17 protein-coding genes and 2 tRNA genes are annotated in these 16,081 nt (G+C 39.4%); 10 read left to right on the plus strand and 9 right to left on the minus strand.

Annotated elements, in window-relative coordinates:
* Nucleotides 1-24: 24 nt before the first annotated feature.
* A complete protein-coding gene (dapD, locus tag PZ638_RS15930) occupies nt 25-852 on the plus strand; it encodes a 2,3,4,5-tetrahydropyridine-2,6-dicarboxylate N-succinyltransferase (protein ID WP_094961134.1) in 828 nt (275 codons plus the stop codon).
* Nucleotides 853-1,271: 419 nt separating this feature from the next.
* Complete coding sequence (locus PZ638_RS15935; RefSeq protein WP_004908747.1) at nt 1,272-1,652, plus strand: DUF3461 family protein; 381 nt, start codon at nt 1,272-1,274, stop codon at nt 1,650-1,652.
* 83 nt (nt 1,653-1,735) lie between these two features.
* Here PZ638_RS15935 and PZ638_RS15940 read toward each other — a convergent pair whose 3' ends face one another.
* The 3 genes from PZ638_RS15940 to PZ638_RS15950 are packed head-to-tail and all read right to left on the minus strand — an operon-like array spanning nt 1,736 to nt 3,311.
* The gene (locus tag PZ638_RS15940; RefSeq protein WP_004257522.1) at nt 1,736-2,188 is read right to left on the minus strand and encodes a flavodoxin; all 453 of its coding nucleotides are present in this window, start codon (nt 2,186-2,188) and stop codon (nt 1,736-1,738) included.
* 21 nt (nt 2,189-2,209) lie between these two features.
* Complete coding sequence (truC, locus tag PZ638_RS15945) at nt 2,210-2,968, minus strand: tRNA pseudouridine(65) synthase TruC (protein ID WP_004257524.1); 759 nt, start codon at nt 2,966-2,968, stop codon at nt 2,210-2,212.
* Nucleotides 2,969-2,975: 7 nt separating this feature from the next.
* Complete coding sequence (locus tag PZ638_RS15950; protein ID WP_004257526.1) at nt 2,976-3,311, minus strand: YqcC family protein; 336 nt, start codon at nt 3,309-3,311, stop codon at nt 2,976-2,978.
* A gap of 255 nt (nt 3,312-3,566) precedes the next feature.
* On the opposite strand from PZ638_RS15950, the gene PZ638_RS15955 reads away from it, so the two are divergent.
* Nucleotides 3,567-4,463 (plus strand): DUF535 family protein, encoded by an 897-nt coding sequence (locus PZ638_RS15955; protein ID WP_094961133.1) that lies wholly within the window; start codon nt 3,567-3,569, stop codon nt 4,461-4,463.
* 467 nt (nt 4,464-4,930) lie between these two features.
* Here PZ638_RS15955 and syd read toward each other — a convergent pair whose 3' ends face one another.
* Entirely contained in the window at nt 4,931-5,491 is a 561-nt protein-coding gene (gene syd / locus PZ638_RS15960; protein ID WP_094961132.1) for a SecY-interacting protein, read from the minus strand.
* Between the two features lie 145 nt (nt 5,492-5,636).
* Between syd and queF the strand changes: the two genes are divergently transcribed.
* The 3 genes from queF to xni all read left to right on the plus strand — a co-directional run bounded on the left by queF (nt 5,637) and on the right by xni (nt 8,709).
* Nucleotides 5,637-6,482 carry an NADPH-dependent 7-cyano-7-deazaguanine reductase QueF gene (gene queF, locus PZ638_RS15965; protein ID WP_094961131.1) on the plus strand — a complete coding sequence of 282 codons (846 nt, stop codon included), beginning with the start codon at nt 5,637-5,639 and terminating at the stop codon, nt 6,480-6,482.
* An 85-nt stretch (nt 6,483-6,567) separates the two neighbouring features.
* Nucleotides 6,568-7,935, plus strand: a complete 1,368-nt coding sequence (ppnN, locus tag PZ638_RS15970; protein ID WP_094961130.1) for a nucleotide 5'-monophosphate nucleosidase PpnN — start codon at nt 6,568-6,570, stop codon at nt 7,933-7,935.
* A gap of 18 nt (nt 7,936-7,953) precedes the next feature.
* Complete coding sequence (gene xni, locus PZ638_RS15975) at nt 7,954-8,709, plus strand: flap endonuclease Xni (protein WP_094961129.1); 756 nt, start codon at nt 7,954-7,956, stop codon at nt 8,707-8,709.
* A gap of 59 nt (nt 8,710-8,768) precedes the next feature.
* Here xni and rlmM read toward each other — a convergent pair whose 3' ends face one another.
* From rlmM to PZ638_RS15990, 3 genes are read right to left on the minus strand one after another with little or no spacing between them, the layout of a single operon-like run.
* Nucleotides 8,769-9,872: a 23S rRNA (cytidine(2498)-2'-O)-methyltransferase RlmM gene (gene rlmM, locus PZ638_RS15980; RefSeq protein WP_094961128.1), complete on the minus strand. Its 1,104-nt coding sequence runs from the start codon at nt 9,870-9,872 to the stop codon at nt 8,769-8,771.
* Nucleotides 9,865-10,260: a DUF423 domain-containing protein gene (locus PZ638_RS15985; protein ID WP_004908716.1), complete on the minus strand. Its 396-nt coding sequence runs from the start codon at nt 10,258-10,260 to the stop codon at nt 9,865-9,867. The genes rlmM and PZ638_RS15985 overlap by 8 nt, the downstream gene beginning before the upstream one ends.
* A gap of 27 nt (nt 10,261-10,287) precedes the next feature.
* Complete coding sequence (locus tag PZ638_RS15990; protein ID WP_004257564.1) at nt 10,288-11,229, minus strand: transcriptional regulator GcvA; 942 nt, start codon at nt 11,227-11,229, stop codon at nt 10,288-10,290.
* 699 nt (nt 11,230-11,928) lie between these two features.
* Here PZ638_RS15990 and csdA point away from each other — a divergent pair.
* Together csdA and csdE are read left to right on the plus strand one after the other, a co-directional pair.
* A complete protein-coding gene (gene csdA, locus PZ638_RS15995) occupies nt 11,929-13,134 on the plus strand; it encodes a cysteine desulfurase CsdA (protein ID WP_036957995.1) in 1,206 nt (401 codons plus the stop codon).
* Between the two features lie 18 nt (nt 13,135-13,152).
* The gene (gene csdE / locus PZ638_RS16000; protein WP_094961126.1) at nt 13,153-13,611 is read left to right on the plus strand and encodes a cysteine desulfurase sulfur acceptor subunit CsdE; all 459 of its coding nucleotides are present in this window, start codon (nt 13,153-13,155) and stop codon (nt 13,609-13,611) included.
* Nucleotides 13,612-13,652: 41 nt separating this feature from the next.
* On the opposite strand, the gene tcdA is transcribed toward csdE, so the two are convergent.
* A complete protein-coding gene (tcdA, locus tag PZ638_RS16005; protein ID WP_004257579.1) occupies nt 13,653-14,468 on the minus strand; it encodes a tRNA cyclic N6-threonylcarbamoyladenosine(37) synthase TcdA in 816 nt (271 codons plus the stop codon).
* Nucleotides 14,469-14,498: 30 nt separating this feature from the next.
* Nucleotides 14,499-15,620, minus strand: a complete 1,122-nt coding sequence (gene mltA, locus PZ638_RS16010; protein ID WP_094961124.1) for a murein transglycosylase A — start codon at nt 15,618-15,620, stop codon at nt 14,499-14,501.
* Between the two features lie 232 nt (nt 15,621-15,852).
* Between mltA and PZ638_RS16015 the strand changes: the two genes are divergently transcribed.
* Nucleotides 15,853-15,929 (plus strand) — tRNA-Met (locus tag PZ638_RS16015).
* A gap of 61 nt (nt 15,930-15,990) precedes the next feature.
* Nucleotides 15,991-16,067: transfer RNA gene (locus PZ638_RS16020), tRNA-Met, on the plus strand.
* Nucleotides 16,068-16,081: the final 14 nt, after the last annotated feature.

A 16,081-nucleotide genomic window follows, 5' to 3' on the forward strand; every position in this document is an offset into this window, starting at 1 on the left:
ACATTCAAGAGGAAAATACAATCAATGCAGCATTTACAAGCGATCATTGAACAAGCGTTCGAAGAGCGAGCCAGTATCACACCAAATACGGTATCAAACTCAGTAAAACAAGCCGTGTTAGATACCATTGCATTACTCGATAGCGGAGAACTACGTGTAGCTGAGAAAATTGCCGGTGTTTGGGTTACCCATCAATGGCTGAAAAAAGCTGTTTTGTTATCATTTCGCATTCAAGATAACCAAGTGATTGACGGTGCAGAAAGCCGTTATTTCGATAAAGTTCCAATGAAATTTGCGGATTATGACCAAGCTCGCTTCGAAAAAGAAGGCTTCCGAGTTGTTCCTCCTGCCGCTGTTCGTAAAGGCGCTTATATCGCTAAAAATAGCGTATTAATGCCGTCATATGTCAATATTGGTGCTTACGTCGATGAAGGCACAATGGTAGATACATGGGCAACCGTTGGTTCATGTGCACAGATTGGTAAAAACGTGCATTTATCTGGTGGTGTAGGGATCGGTGGCGTATTAGAGCCATTGCAAGCTAGCCCAACAATTATTGAAGACAACTGCTTTATTGGTGCTCGTTCTGAAGTGGTCGAAGGGGTGATTGTTGAAGAGGGTTCCGTTATTTCAATGGGGGTTTATCTGGGGCAAAGCACCAAAATCTATGACCGTGAAACAGGTGAAATTCATTACGGCCGAGTCCCTGCTGGCTCCGTAGTTGTTTCAGGTAATTTGCCATCTAAAGATGGTCGCTACAGCCTGTATTGCGCCGTCATTGTAAAAAAAGTTGATGAGAAAACTCGCGGTAAAGTGGGTATTAATGAATTATTAAGAACGATTGATGAGTAATTAAACGCCTAAAATCTCACGCCAAACCTGTTACTGGTTTTTATAATAAACTTTTATAGTGAACCACTGTAATTAGGTTAAAAAACTAAAGCTATCCCGAATCGCATACCCCCGTATGCAACTCGGGTGGCCATATCAGTGTTACCTTTTAATATTAGCGCATTAATTGCAAAGAGAAGTTTGTCAATTTCTACAAATCGCGCATAATATGTCCGTGGCTTTTGCCGTTTACCTCTAATAAAACTGTATTATTTTATTTTTCATTATAATGATGCTGTTTGTGTAATAACATCATTATATCTATCACCCAAACGAATGGGATAGATAGCTTATTAACGAGAAATAGACCGATATTGTTACGGCCTGCTCACACTATCACTTTGTTCACCGACTCTGTCTCTACAGTAAAGCGAGCTAACATGTACGATAATTTGAAAAGTTTAGGCATCAGTAACCCTCAAGATATTGACCGCTACACCTTACGCCAAGAAGCGAATAATGACATTTTAAAAATTTATTTTCGCAAAGATAAAGGGGAGTTTTTCGCTAAAAGCGTAAAATTTAAATACCCACGCCAGCGTAAAACTATTGCGGATGGTAATAATAATTTCAAAGAAATTAATGAAATTAACACTAACCTACGTTACGCCATTGAAGAACTAGATCAAATTTGCCAAACAGATCAAACTGACATTGATTTAAAACACAAAATTCTCGATGACTTACGCCATCTTGAACATGTGGTTTCAAATAAGATCGCAGAAATTGAAGCAGATCTAGAAAAATTGACCCGTAAATAATTTACAGGTGAAATGATTAATTTACTGCGCCGTAGCACTGCCAATATTTATCATTAATATAGGTAATACTACGGTGCAGACATTTAAAGCAGCTCCGCCCATGCTTCAACCCAAGGCTTAGCAAACTCCTCAGGAACATCCACCTCAATTGCATCAATAAATAAAATATCGCCAATACGGGTCGCTGATTGTTCAGCTAACAGTTCATCGAAACGAATACCTGCGCCACAAAAACTTTCATAACTGCTATCACCTAAAGCAATTATTCCGTAACGTAAATCAGGTTGATAACCGACAACATCTTTGATTTCACTATATAACGGAGCGATGGTGTCAGGTATATCCCCTTGCCCTGTAGACGAAGTCACAATAAGTGCAATTTCATTACCTGAATTATAAAGTTGCCAATCGCTCAAGGTGGGCTCATCAAAAACAACCACTTCATGCCCTTGCTGCTCTAAAATTTCTTGTGCCGTTTCCGCAACAGCTAAAGAGTTACCATAGACAGTTCCAACAAAAATGCCTATTTTTGACATAACATTCCCTCTATTTCATAGTTAACTTGATGAGTTAATAACGTTTATCCCTAATTTTGCAACTGTATCTGACCATCCAAATTGCTCAATTAATGATAACCATTGTGTATCCCACGTAGCCACTAACGATATATTTTCTTTTGTTATTGGGTGATTTAAATTTAATAAGCTGGCATGTAACATCAGGCGAGACACTGAAAAATGCGTATTCACCCCTCGGTTTTGGCGTAAGTCTCCATGCTTGCTATCACCAATAATAGGGTGACGAAGATGAGACATATGCCTTCTCAATTGATGTTTACGGCCAGTTTCAGGTTTTAACTCAACTAAACTAAATCTTGATGTTTCATATCGCCCAATCGCAATAGCGCATTCAACTGTCGCTATCGGTTTACAGTGGGTAACGCATTCCTGTAAAACAGGTTCACGTGATGCATGTTTATCCGCAATTTTATCTAACTCTTCTAATAGCGGGTAATCGATGGTTTGCTCTTCGGTTAAATAACCGCGAACGACAGCGTGATACACTTTTTCTAACTGATGGTTTTCAAATTGAGCCGATAACAGCCTTGCGACGTCGCTCGATAACGCAAATAGTAATATACCTGATGTCGGCCTATCGAGGCGATGAATGGGGTAAACATACTGGCCAATTTGGTCACGTAGTGTCTGCATCACAAATACGGTTTCTTTACTGTCCAGCCAACTGCGATGCACTAACATACCAGCAGGCTTATTAACCGCTACCATATATTCATCGTGATAAATAATTTCCAGCATCAATAAATTACCCGCAGGTCTTGGTGGAGAAAAAACCATCTAACTCACGCAAATAATTGATAAGTAGAGTATATTGTTCTTCTTCATCATGCTTATACGCTTCTTCAAAATAAGGAGCGACCGCAAAATTAGTTGGCAGCGTAGCCCCTTGTTCAATTAACATTTGTAGACGAGGTATTAAAATCCACTGCAGCCACTCTATAGCCTCCATCGTATCAATACAAAAAGGCTCTACGCTGTTAAAAGCCTCGGGGGAAGGTGGCTGTTCATTCCAAAGAGATTTTAATTTCATTTCCTCTTCTAAGTGACGAAGTTTCTCAATAATACGTTGTTCAATATTCATACTTAAACTCATTTAGTGATGGCTGCAGCAAATATACGGTATTTTCTATCATAATTCTGTCGGATACATGGGGTTAAGCCTTAGCAAATACAAGTTTATTTATTTTGCATATTGATAATAATTATTATCGTAGCTATTAATCGAACAACTCATTTAATAAGATTCGTTTATGTTTTGTTGCAGATAGCACATGTAAGATTAAATGTTTTATCAATTTAGTACTTACAGAATAATTAACAACAAAATGGTTTATCTATGGGACGACTAAAACAGTGGCGTAAGGAAAATAAAGTCTGGAAAGCTTTAAACTCTAACTATATTGAATTAAAAAGAAAAATACGTATTTCAAAGCTACCTTCGTCACAATATCAGCATTATCAAGTTATGTGCCAAAACTACCGTAGTGCGCAATTTTCTTCAGTTATTGAAGGCGTTCCTCATTTTATCGAACGCCCTATAAATAAGTATCTACATAAAAGCTGGAGCGGAAAACAAAAATTATCAACCGCCAGCTACACGCTCAATTTAATTGAAAGTACATTCAAGCCCGAAGCTATTGAAGCTATGTTTTCTGCTAAGCGAGAAGGGCTTCTAGTGGCAAACATTGAATTAAAATCAGGGGAGCTTGCTCAATTAACATTGATTTACTCTCAATACCCTCGAGAAGGCGACCTCACTTTACACTTGAGAAATGAGACCGGTGACGATATTTATTTAATGAGTTTTTCCTTCGGCCCAGAAGGACAATTGTACGTGTGCTCTTTGCAAGGCCCTTCCACTGAACAAAGTGTCGATCAAGTTAGGTTGATAACTAAGCAAATGCACGGTATGAGGCCCAAAAATTTATTAATGTCAGCGGTTTATGCAATAGCAGCCTTCTTTGATGTAAAATCAATATTAGGAATTTCAAACCAGTGTCATATTAAGAGCCAGCATTTGAAATCAAGCTATGATACGTTTTGGCAAGAATGCGGTGCCACGAAAACACCTGATGGTTGGTTCCAATTACCTATTCAAGAACCCGTACGAGATATAGAGTCAGTGAAAAGCCAGCGTCGTGCTGAATTTCGCCGCCGAGAAGCGCTCCGAGATTCCATGACCCAAGATATTATTGCTTCGCTAACTAAAAATTCAATTAGATTAGAACATTGATTTAAATAAATTAAAGTATCTTTAATTTTTTCACATCACTCCGCTACAATAGGTATTAACTAAAAAAGCCAGTCAACCGAAGCTGACTGGCTCATACTTTAAAATTTACGCATCCTGCTAATGACTTCCCGTCATTCAACATCCTGTTGATTAAAACAAATTTATAGATTTATCACCTAATCGCGTTCCATCGCCTTGTTTTAAACAATTTTTACACCTCACATGAAGGTATAAAAAGCTAAACGAGTTTACCCTGTCCAGCGCGATAAGAATGCATTAAATCTATTAATGAAACAACCTAGCAAAATAAACAATAACACGGTAAAAATACGCAAAAAGTACAAACCATATAGTAACGCCATGAAATTAAAAGTTAAATAATTATCATTACAATATAAAGAACATTTTTTAAGAAATTACTTAGCTTAATTGTAGGCATTTACTTACACAAACCCGCTTAAAAACACTTACCCCTGAGGCTCAACAACAACCACTAGCTCATCGAGAAAACTTGTTAAATTCGAAGAAAGTACACGCCTTTCCTGACTACCAAATTTTTCTAATATAATTTCCCCCGTGAGATTACACATTGATATCATTTCAATCTCTGATTCCAACGTTGCAATGAATAGCGTGGGTGATAGTTTTAAACGCTTTTGAGTCACTAAATGACCAATTAAATTTTCTTGCAAACGGATGAAATCATCTTCATTCCACACCTGTACTAAACTCAACGTAATATCACGAAATGTGGCTTTCATATCGCCAGCAAGCTGTGCAGTATAAAAAACATGGATATCACCTTGTAAATTAATCTCCAATGCTGTCGCAACTTTATCTAAGCTCGCATCCTTTATTGGAAATGGTTGAGGTTCCCAGTAAACCCAGTTTTCACCTGTGCGGACAATACATGGCGATGGAATACCATATAAGTCTGTTGAGGCGGGAGGTAACCCCGTTTGTTGGTGCCATTGTGAAACATATTTCTGAGTAAAATTATGTAGTGCGGCAGAATGTGAAGTATTCATAATTATGTGTTTTTTGTCGTCAATTTAAAGAGAAAGGCGTCAATGTTGTCGATAAATGGTATTATGACAGAAGTTCACAGACGAAGAAAATATCCCAATTTTACCTATTAGCCTCATTTTCAGTTTATGAAGTATAAGGACCTATATGTCACACTACCAGAATAATCCCGCACTTAATAATTTAACTCTTGGAAAGAAAACGGATTATCATGATCAGTATGATGCCACATTATTACAAGCTGTCCCTCGTAGCTTAAATCGTGACCCTTTAGCCATTCACGCTAAAGCACTTCCATTTCACGGTGCTGACATTTGGACAATGTATGAGCTTTCATGGCTAAATCAGCGCGGTGTTCCCCAAGTAGCAATAGGCTCGATTAGTGTTGATGCAAATAGCGAAAACTTAATTGAATCTAAGAGCTTTAAGCTTTACCTAAATAGTTTTAACCAAACACGTTTTGAAACTTGGGAAAATGTGCGAAGCGCTTTGCAAAATGATTTAAGCCGCTGTGCTAATGGCCAAGTAAGCGTTACACTTCATAAATTAGAGCACTTTGCTCATCAACCTATCCAGCCATTACTTGGCGAATGTATTGATGAACAAGAGATTGATATTGATAATTATGAGTTTAATCGAGATTATTTGGCGAATAGCACCCAACAACAAGTTGTTGACGAAACGTTAGTGAGCCATTTATTAAAATCAAACTGTTTAATTACCAACCAACCTGACTGGGGCTCTGTGCAGATCCACTATTGTGGACCCAAAATTGATCGTGAAGCCTTATTACGCTACTTGGTCTCATTTCGCCATCATAATGAGTTTCACGAACAATGCGTTGAACGCATTTTCACTGATATTATGCAATTGTGTAAACCTGAAAAATTAAGTGTTTATGCACGCTATACTCGCCGTGGAGGGCTTGATATAAACCCATGGCGTAGTAATGAAGAATTTACGCCAGAACTAGGTCGTTTATCACGACAATAAGTATATATAGTTGAAAAGTAAGTGTAATTAATACATTTGCAGTACAATTCACATATCAAGAACCCATGGGGTAAAGGAGTACTACTTGATTACTCATATCAGTCCATTAGGATCTATGGATCTACTCTCTCAACTTGAAGTTGATATGCTAAAACGCACGGCCAGTAGCGATTTGTACCAATTATTTCGAAATTGTTCTTTAGCCGTTTTGCATTCAGGCAGCTTAACTGATAGCAGTAAAGAGCTATTAGAAAAAAGTAAAGATTTTGATATCAATGTATTACGCCGTGAGCGTGGCGTTAAGCTTGAACTTATCGACCCACCAGAAAAAGCTTTTGTTGATGGTAAAATTATTCGCACCTTACAAGCAAACCTATTTGCCGTATTGCGTGACATTCTATTCGTCCATGCGCAAATTACGCATGCCAAAGAACAATTTAATTTAGACCTCGAAAATGGCACACATATTACCAATATGATTTTCTCTATCTTGCGTAATGCCCGTGCCCTGCATATCGATGAAGACCCGAGTATGATTGTTTGCTGGGGCGGCCACTCAATTAATGAAATTGAGTACCAATATGGCCGTAAGGTAGGTAATGAGCTTGGGTTGCGTGAGCTAAATATCTGTACAGGCTGTGGCCCGGGTGCCATGGAAGCACCGATGAAAGGTGCAGCAGTTGGCCATGCACAACAACAATACAAAAATAGCCGTTTTATCGGCTTAACTGAGCCTTCAATTATCGCAGCTGAGCCACCAAACCCATTAGTGAACGAACTCATTATTATGCCTGATATCGAAAAACGTTTAGAGGCATTCGTTCGATTAGGTCATGGGATTATTATTTTCCCAGGAGGTGTCGGTACCGCCGAAGAGTTACTGTATTTATTGGGTATTTTAATGGACCCAGCCAACAGTGAACAAGTTCTACCACTGATTTTAACGGGCCCAAAAGAAAGTGCGGAATACTTTGAAGTATTAGACGACTTTATTCGACACACTTTAGGTGATGAAGCCAGTAAGCATTACCAAATTATTATTGATGATGCTCAAGAAGTCGCTCGTGTAATGAAACGCAGCATGCCACAAGTTAAAGAAAATCGCCGTAGCACAGGTGATGCCTATAGCTTCAACTGGTCAATTAAAATTGCTCACAATTTACAACATCCATTCGAACCAACGCATGAAAATATGGCATCACTGAACCTCCACCCAGGGCAAGCACCTGAGAAACTGGCTTCAGATTTACGCCGCGCTTTCTCCGGTATTGTGGCTGGTAACGTGAAGGAATTTGGTATGAAAGCCATCGAAAAATATGGGCCATTCAAAATTCACGGCGATAGTGAGCTAATGAAGCGTATGGATGTGTTATTACAAGGCTTCGTTGAGCAACATCGTATGAAATTACCGGGTGGTACGGCATACGAACCTTGCTATGAAATCGTGAAATAAGTAAATGATGGCGTATTTATGATCCACTTATTAATTATTGATGCATTAAACTTAATACGCCGTATCCACGCGGTGCAAGGAAGCCCGTGTGGAGAAACTTGTTTATCTGCAATATCGCAGTTGATCGCCCATACTGATGCCACGCACATTGTTGCAGTGTTTGATGAAGAAGGACGTCACCAAAGCTGGCGCCATGAAAAACTCCCCGATTATAAAGCGGGGCGACAACCTATGCCTGAAGATCTGCATGCTGAACTCCCCACCCTAATAGCCTTATTTAAAGAAAAAGGGGTTCACTGCTGGCAGTCTGAAGGGGATGAAGCCGATGATTTAGCCGCTACCTTAGCAACACGCATTGCGGGATCGGGGCACACAGTTACCATCGTATCCACAGACAAAGGTTACTGCCAACTACTTTCCCCTAACTTAAGAATTCGCGATTATTTTCAAAAGCGCTGGCTAGATATCCCTTTTATCGAAAAGGAATTTGGCGTTTCTCCTAATCAACTTCCTGATTATTGGGGGCTTGCAGGGATCAGTAGTAGTAAAGTTCCCGGTGTTGCAGGGATTGGTCCTAAAAGTGCCACGACACTATTGCAACAATATCACTCTATTGAAAATATATTTGCCAATTTAGATAACCTTGAAGAGAAATGGCAGAAAAAGCTCATCAATCAGCAGGAAATTGCATTGATTTGCCGAGATATTGCGACTTTAAGAACCGATATCGCGATACGAGGGAATCTGAATCAGTTGCGTTATGCACCCAACTAATAGAAAACAGAAAAGCCACTTAATGATGAAGTGGCTTTTTTATTGACTGATTCTATAAATTAATAATACTCACGTGCCATTGGATTTGCCGACCATATCCTCATCACATGTACAGTTACTTCTTCGCGGTCATGATAAAGCTGTTTCGCTTGAATCAACACATTAACGCCTTGCTCTTTAAGCTGTGCTTTCATCTTTTCTAAGATATGTGAAACTTCTTCATAGCGCTTTTTCATCGGCAATTTTAAGTTAAAAATGGCCTCTCGGCACCAACCTTGAGCAAGCCAATCAGTCATTAGCGCAGCAACTTTAGCTGGTTTTTCAACCATATCGCAGACTAACCAAGTAATATTATGGGAAGTAGGCTTAAATTTAAAACCATCTTCACGGTGATGCTTAACTTGCCCTGTATCCATAAGGCTTTCCGCCATTGGACCGTTATCTACAGCATCCACCATCATACTGCGTTTCACTAATTGATAAGTCCATCCCCCTGGGCATGCTCCAAGATCGACAGCTTTCATCCCACTAGCTAGACGTTCTTCCCATTCTTCATAAGGAATGAAGACGTGGAAAGCTTCCTCAAGTTTTAAGGTTGAACGGCTCGGTGCATCTGATGGGAATTTTAACCTTGGGATCCCCATATAGAAATTTGAACTATTATTGGTATACGAATACCCGGTATAGCAGCAACCAGGGGCAATAAAGAACACATGAATAACGGGTCGCTTAAAGTTTTCGATTGGCAATAAGATTTTTTCTTTACGTAATGCATTACGTAAAGGTACCGTAAACTTGCGGCAAAACTTCAAGAGTTCTTTCGATTCATTGGTATCAGCAACTTCAACACGGAGATCTCCTGCCCGCACAACTTGCTGACTCAATGCATTTACAATCGGGGTAATACGGTCTTCAGGCGGTAAATCCTTAAGTAAATCCCCTATTACAATCATTTGACGAGCAAAAATTAATTCTCGAAAAGGCAACGTTCGTGCGAGTTTGTCCGCATCTTCTGCTTGGTAGCACTCAAAAATAACATAACCACTGTTTTCTTTTACGCGGGCAAAACCATAAATTTCTTTTTGCCCTGCTTTATCTGTAATTTCTGCTGCACATTCTTTTTCAAAGCCTGGACGGCAATATAGTGCAATTTTATTACTCATTGCGTGACGCCGATTTCCTTAGACGCATAGCGCCAATAACCACTAACAGCCAACCAATTAGGAAACATACACCACCTATTGGCGTAAAATAAGAGAAGTATTTTACCTGCAATAGTGCCATACAATAAAGGCTACCGCTAAAAAGAAGTATCCCAACAGAGAAAAACACACCTGACCAATAGAACCACAGAATTATTTTACGTAATAAAATTGCCCCTAGCACCATTAGTGCAACAGTATGCAACATTTGATAACGTAGCCCTATTTCAATCCAGTCCATTTGATGGACACTCATAATTGACGATAACGCATGTGAACCAATAGCTCCAAAAGCAACAGTAAAGAAGCCACTAATTCCTGCAAAAATTAACATCAAACGACTATTCACAGTAACACCTTTTATTTAAATACTTGATTACTGAATAAGCGCCACATCTTGGTCACCCGTAATAAAACCTAATTTTTCTTGTTCACTTGCCGCCTGCCCAAGAATCCATTGGCGAAATGCAGCTATTTTGCCTAAATCTGCCTGATTTTCTTGGCAAACTAAGTAGAATGCATTTTTACTAACTAACACCTCACTAAAGGGACAAACTAAGCGCCCTGCGTCAATTTCATTTTTAGCCATAACATTATTCGTCAGTGCAACTCCCTGACCATGAACAGCAGCTTGAATAACCATCGCACTATGACTAAAAATGGGACCTTGCTGTACATTAACGACATTTTGTAACTCTAGTTGCTTAACATATGCTTGCCAGTCTCTTCGTGAAGAATCGTGAAGTAACGTATGTTTTGCTAAATCTTCAGGAATTTTTAGTTGGCTATCTCCAGTTAATAAAGATGGTGAACATACCGGCATTAAATATTCAGCATAAAGCCTATCTGTTCTTAGCCCTGGCCAATTACCTTTACCGTAGAAAATAGCGACATCAACGTCATCTGCCAATTTATCTTCTTCTCTATCTACAGCTTGGATCCGCACATCAATTCCTGGATAGGCCTGGTTAAAGCCTGAAAGCCTTGGCACCAGCCACTGAATCGCAAAACTTGGGGATAAACTAACCGTTAATGCTCCTTTTGCACTTCTGGCTTGTAACTTACGCGTTGCCTCGTTTAAAGAAGAGAAAATCTCTTTAATATCAAGGTAATAACTTTGACCTTCTTCTGTCAATAACAATGATCGGTTGCGCCGACGGAATAATTTCAGCCCAAGGAAATCTTCCAAACTTTTCATTTGGTGGCTAACGGCCGCTTGAGTTACAAATAATTCTTCTGCTGCCTTAGTAAAACTTAAATGACGAGCAGCAGCATCAAAGACTCTCAGTGCATTTAGGGGCGGTAATCTTTTAGACATAATCACTTCTACTTGGCATCTTGTTATGCATTAGTTTTTTTCATCCGAAGCATTATAATTTGTCCCTTGAGGATACGCTAGTAAATACCTATAGTATGCACACTTCCTAAGCCGGAACGAAAAGTTACAGAGTTTAGTTACTTTGAAACTTTTGGCTTTGTGGTTGTGATGTTGTGTTTGCAAGTTGTCTGGTTGAACCAGACCTTTGTAGCTTTAGCTACTGTTTTTTCACTTCCTGTACATTTACCCTGTCTGTCCATAGTGATTTTATATAGTGCACCGCCAACGCGCGGTGCTTTTTTTTACTCTTTTTTTAATGCTATTTCGGTATTTACTTAAGCAATTTAACTTAATAAATACAAATAACTATAGATAATTGTAAGTGTACCGAAAAAACTTTCAGTAAGATATTTAAGATAAATCTTGAAAATTATTTACTAAGTACTTAAAAAAATAAATTTATAAACAAAAGGCATTGCATTGCAACGCAAAACACTGAATCATCTTGAAACCACATCTAGAAGAATTGCTAACAATTAATACCAAACGTAACAAAATATTTCAATGGCTAGATTAAAAAATGATAAGTTTAAATTAATCAGAAAGTAACTATAAATGTACTAATAAATGTACAATCAACTAATACCGCACTCAGTAAAATCAAAACACATTGAAATTTTGACTAAAAAGAAAATACTCATGGATCATTTTAGCGCCACCACATTTCGCCTCACCTTCCCAGCGATAGACTCATCAACACTATTTTTTGATAGTGCGGCAACAGCATTAAAGCCTATCGCCATGATCAATGCATCTAATGACTATTATCGCTTGTCTGGCAGTTCGGTATATCGAGGGCAGTCATCTGAATCATTGAAATTAACACGTGATTATGAGCAGGGGCGAATCCGTGCTGCAAAATATATTCATGCTTCCAGTGAAAAAAATATTATTTGGACACGCGGAACAACTGAGTCAATTAATTTAATTACACAAGGTTATTTTCGCTCAACATTAAAACCTGACGATGAAATTATTGTCAGTGAAATAGAACATCATTCAAATTTATTACCTTGGATTATGCTTTCACAGCAAACTGGCGCAAAAATTATAAAATGGCCGGTTGAAAAGAACCTGACATTGAGTCTTGATGTACTCCAATCTAAATTATCTGAAAAAACGAAAGTCATCGCTATCACTCAAATGTCCAATGTAACTGGCTATCAACCCGATATACAAACGGTGACTCAGCTCGCTCACCAAGTAGGAGCTTTAGTCGTTGTTGATGGCGCACAAGGTGTCGTTCATAGCCCGATTAATGTCAGTGAGCTGAATATTGATTTCTATGCATTTTCAGCACATAAGTTATATGGGCCAACTGGGCTTGGAGTTTGCTACGCCAAAACAGAACTTTTAGAGCAAATGACCCCTTGGCATGGTGGAGGGAAAATGTTGACCCACGTCACATTTGACGATTTCACTCTTGCACCTATTCCACAACGATTCGAAGCAGGAACACCGAATATTGCAGGGGTAATTGCCTTTTCTGCTACCCTAGAGTGGCTGGAAGGAATAAATTTAACACTAGCAGAAACATATACTTGCTCACTAATCGAATATGCTACTAAAAAACTGTCGGCACTTCCCGGCTTTATTCGCTATAGTGTGCCTGATTCTCCTTTGCTATCATTTAACTTCAAAGATATTCACCATAGTGATCTGGGTGCCCTCTTGACCGAACAAAATATTGCATTACGCTATGGTCAACATTGCACCCAACCATTAATGGATGCATTAAATATCAGTGGCTGCTTGCGTATCTCAATGATGCCGTACAACAACCGGGAAGACGTCGATAAATTTATCGATGCAGTCACCGTTTCACTTTCTATACTCAATGAATAAATCAATAAAGGAAGCCTAATGACTTCGACTAACCATGAACTTGCTCCGCACCCATTCGGTACAGAGATTAAAATTCAAGAAATAGTTGAACAGTTTTCCACACATAAAGCATGGGAAGATAAATACCGTTTATTAATTCAATTTGCGAGAAAATTGCCGGCGCTGTCTGATGATGAAAAGCTGCAAACTCAAGAGGTTAAAGGCTGTGAAAACCGAGTTTGGATTGGAGCACTTCTCAATGATGATGAAACATTTCATTTTTATGGGGATAGTGAAGGCCGAGTGGTGAAAGGGTTATTTACCATTTTGTTAGCGGCAATAGAGCAAAAAACAGCGAAAGAAATCATGGAAATTGATTTTAATAGCTTATTAGCTCAAACCGGCTTACCTAGCCAGCTCAGCGAATCCCGCCAAAATGGTATTCAATCGCTCATTACGGCAATTCAAAATATTGCCAATGAAATGACACCTGCGTAATTCATTGAATGAGGCTATCTATCGCAATAGCCTCATTCACTTTACTGCTGTTCCATTTCCCGTTGTGATTTTGCTATCATCTTTTTAAGTGCATGTGAGACAGCAATAAACCCAAAACTGGCTGTAACCATAGTCACCGCACCAAAGCCTGAAGCGCAGTCCATACGCTTAGAGCCATCCGCAGTGCTTTTTGCCGCACACACAGTGCCATCACTTTGCGGATAAACAAGCTGTTCAGTAGAAAAAACACAGTCAATCCCGAGCTTTCCTTTGCCATTTTTAACAACGTTAAAATCGGATTTTAAGCGTTCCCGCAACTTAGCGGCTAAAGGGTCTTGAACCGTTTTAGCTAGGTCTGTCACTTGAATCTGTGTTGGGTCGATTTGTCCACCAGCCCCACCTGTGGTGATAATGGGTATTTTAAAGCGTCTACAATACGCTAACAACGCAGCTTTAGGCCTTACACTATCAATGGCATCAATGACATAATCAAACCCCGTGCTAAGGTAGTGAGCGACATTATCAACAGTAATAAAATCATCAATAACATTCACTACACATTCGGGGTTAATTTCTAAAATACGATTTTTCATCACATCAACTTTTGGTTGCCCAACTGTCGACTTGATGGCATGTAATTGGCGATTGGTATTAGTCACACAAATATCATCCATATCAATTAATGTGATATGCCCAATACCTGAACGAGCAAGCGCCTCCGCGGCCCACACGCCTACCCCACCAATGCCAATGACACAAATGTGGGAACGTGCAAAAAGATGAAGAGCATGTTGCCCATATAAACGCCCGATCCCAGCAAAACGCTGCATCCAAGCATCAGAAAGCTTAGCTTGCATAATAACGAACAACCTCAGTTAAAACTGTAACTACATTGAACCAAATAGCGGCTGGCTTTTTTTCAGCACCCAAACTCGCCCGTAATGGTTATAAAAACCGGCCATTTTTCCGGCTTCATGGCCTATACCGTGGTAAATATCAAAATGATGCCCTTTAATCGCACCACCAACATCCAAGGCTACCATCATACGCATTTCGTACTGCCCCGTAAATTTCCCATTATTATCTAACACAGGGATCTCCGCGAGTAAGGCTGTTCCCGGTGGAATGAGAGTTTTATCTGATGCAACAGATGCTTTAGCAATTAAAGGAACCGCACTTGCGCCTCTAACAGGGACAAATGATTGCGGTTTAAAAAATACAAATGACGGATTTTCTTCTAATAGCTGGCGAACTTCTTGCTCGCTATGCTGATTCGTCCAATCATGGATAGCTTGTAATGACATTTGGCTCAGAGGAACTTCACCGCGGTCTACCAGCACTTTTCCGATACTTTTATAGGCGTGACCATTTTTACCTGCATAACCAAAGAAATTCAGTGGGCTGCCATCCCCAAAATCAACATAACCACTTCCCTGAACTTCCATCATAAAATTTTCAACCGGCGAATTACTATAAGCTAAAATTAAATGATCACTCAGGGCACCATTATAAATCGCCGCTCGGCTAGGTAAGCGTGTTTTTCCTTTTGGCGGCATACCGTACAACGGATAAAGAAATTCACCTTGAGCCATACGGCGCGCCTCGATCACAGGTGTGTAATACCCTGTAAATTGTACGTTTCCATAATTATCAGCGCCTTCCATTTGGAAAGCGGTTAAATTGAAATTTGCCAATTGAGCCGGGTTCCCCCCCGCCATCAACCAGTTTTCTATAGCATGATAGGTATCGTTGTTATTTTTAAACAATCGCGGTGATGCATTTTTAATTTCATTAACTTGTTGATTAAAATCTGGCGCATTTATTGGTCGCCCCTGTACATTCACTTGATTTACTTTCTGTAAATCTTGCACTAAGCGACCATCTTTATATTGTTGGCCTTTATCCGTTGGATGGGTTTGGCATCCAGCTAATAAGGAAAGAAATACGCTGGTTACTAACCATTTTTTTACTATTTGTTTATTGACGATTTTTGTTAGCCCTATATTCATGCTCTACCACCCAAATAAATCCAACAATCCAATATGAAGCGCACAATAGCAAACCCAATTAGGGAATGAAACGTGTAAATATATTTAGTTAGGTTATTTTCCTCTCTCTACTCACTAAAGAGCAAAAAACAGCCAGACAGAACAGATTTTGTTCTGTAAATGCTAAATTTTGAAAAAAAAACACGAAAAAACTTGCATCAGATCTCATCCCGAGTATAGTGCCCGCATCGGACGCGGGGTGGAGCAGCTTGGTAGCTCGTCGGGCTCATAACCCGAAGGTCGTTGGTTCAAATCCAGCCCCCGCAACCAATTACTGATTAAATCAGTAAAGTAACAAAAAATCTGCAGTATAAAGTCGTAAAAATTCAGTCGCGGGATGGAGCAGCTTGGTAGCTCGTCGGGCTCATAACCCGAAGGTCGTTGGTTCAAATCCAGCTCCCGCAACCAATTTTTTACCTCTT

The organism is Providencia hangzhouensis, assembly GCF_029193595.2.
In the GTDB taxonomy this organism is placed as follows: Bacteria; Pseudomonadota; Gammaproteobacteria; order Enterobacterales; family Enterobacteriaceae; genus Providencia; species Providencia hangzhouensis.

Coding starts and splice junctions, on each gene's coding strand:
- dapD (WP_094961134.1), top strand. CDS start 25: ATGCAGCATTTACAAGCGATCATTGAACAAGCGTTCGAAGAGCGAGCC.
- PZ638_RS15935 (WP_004908747.1), top strand. CDS start 1,272: ATGTACGATAATTTGAAAAGTTTAGGCATCAGTAACCCTCAAGATATT.
- PZ638_RS15940 (WP_004257522.1), bottom strand. CDS start 2,188: ATGTCAAAAATAGGCATTTTTGTTGGAACTGTCTATGGTAACTCTTTA.
- truC (WP_004257524.1), bottom strand. CDS start 2,968: ATGCTGGAAATTATTTATCACGATGAATATATGGTAGCGGTTAATAAG.
- PZ638_RS15950 (WP_004257526.1), bottom strand. CDS start 3,311: ATGAATATTGAACAACGTATTATTGAGAAACTTCGTCACTTAGAAGAG.
- PZ638_RS15955 (WP_094961133.1), top strand. CDS start 3,567: ATGGGACGACTAAAACAGTGGCGTAAGGAAAATAAAGTCTGGAAAGCT.
- syd (WP_094961132.1), bottom strand. CDS start 5,491: ATGAATACTTCACATTCTGCCGCACTACATAATTTTACTCAGAAATAT.
- queF (WP_094961131.1), top strand. CDS start 5,637: ATGTCACACTACCAGAATAATCCCGCACTTAATAATTTAACTCTTGGA.
- xni (WP_094961129.1), top strand. CDS start 7,954: ATGATCCACTTATTAATTATTGATGCATTAAACTTAATACGCCGTATC.
- rlmM (WP_094961128.1), bottom strand. CDS start 9,872: ATGAGTAATAAAATTGCACTATATTGCCGTCCAGGCTTTGAAAAAGAA.
- PZ638_RS15990 (WP_004257564.1), bottom strand. CDS start 11,229: ATGTCTAAAAGATTACCGCCCCTAAATGCACTGAGAGTCTTTGATGCT.
- csdA (WP_036957995.1), top strand. CDS start 11,929: ATGGATCATTTTAGCGCCACCACATTTCGCCTCACCTTCCCAGCGATA.
- csdE (WP_094961126.1), top strand. CDS start 13,153: ATGACTTCGACTAACCATGAACTTGCTCCGCACCCATTCGGTACAGAG.
- tcdA (WP_004257579.1), bottom strand. CDS start 14,468: ATGCAAGCTAAGCTTTCTGATGCTTGGATGCAGCGTTTTGCTGGGATC.
- mltA (WP_094961124.1), bottom strand. CDS start 15,620: ATGAATATAGGGCTAACAAAAATCGTCAATAAACAAATAGTAAAAAAA.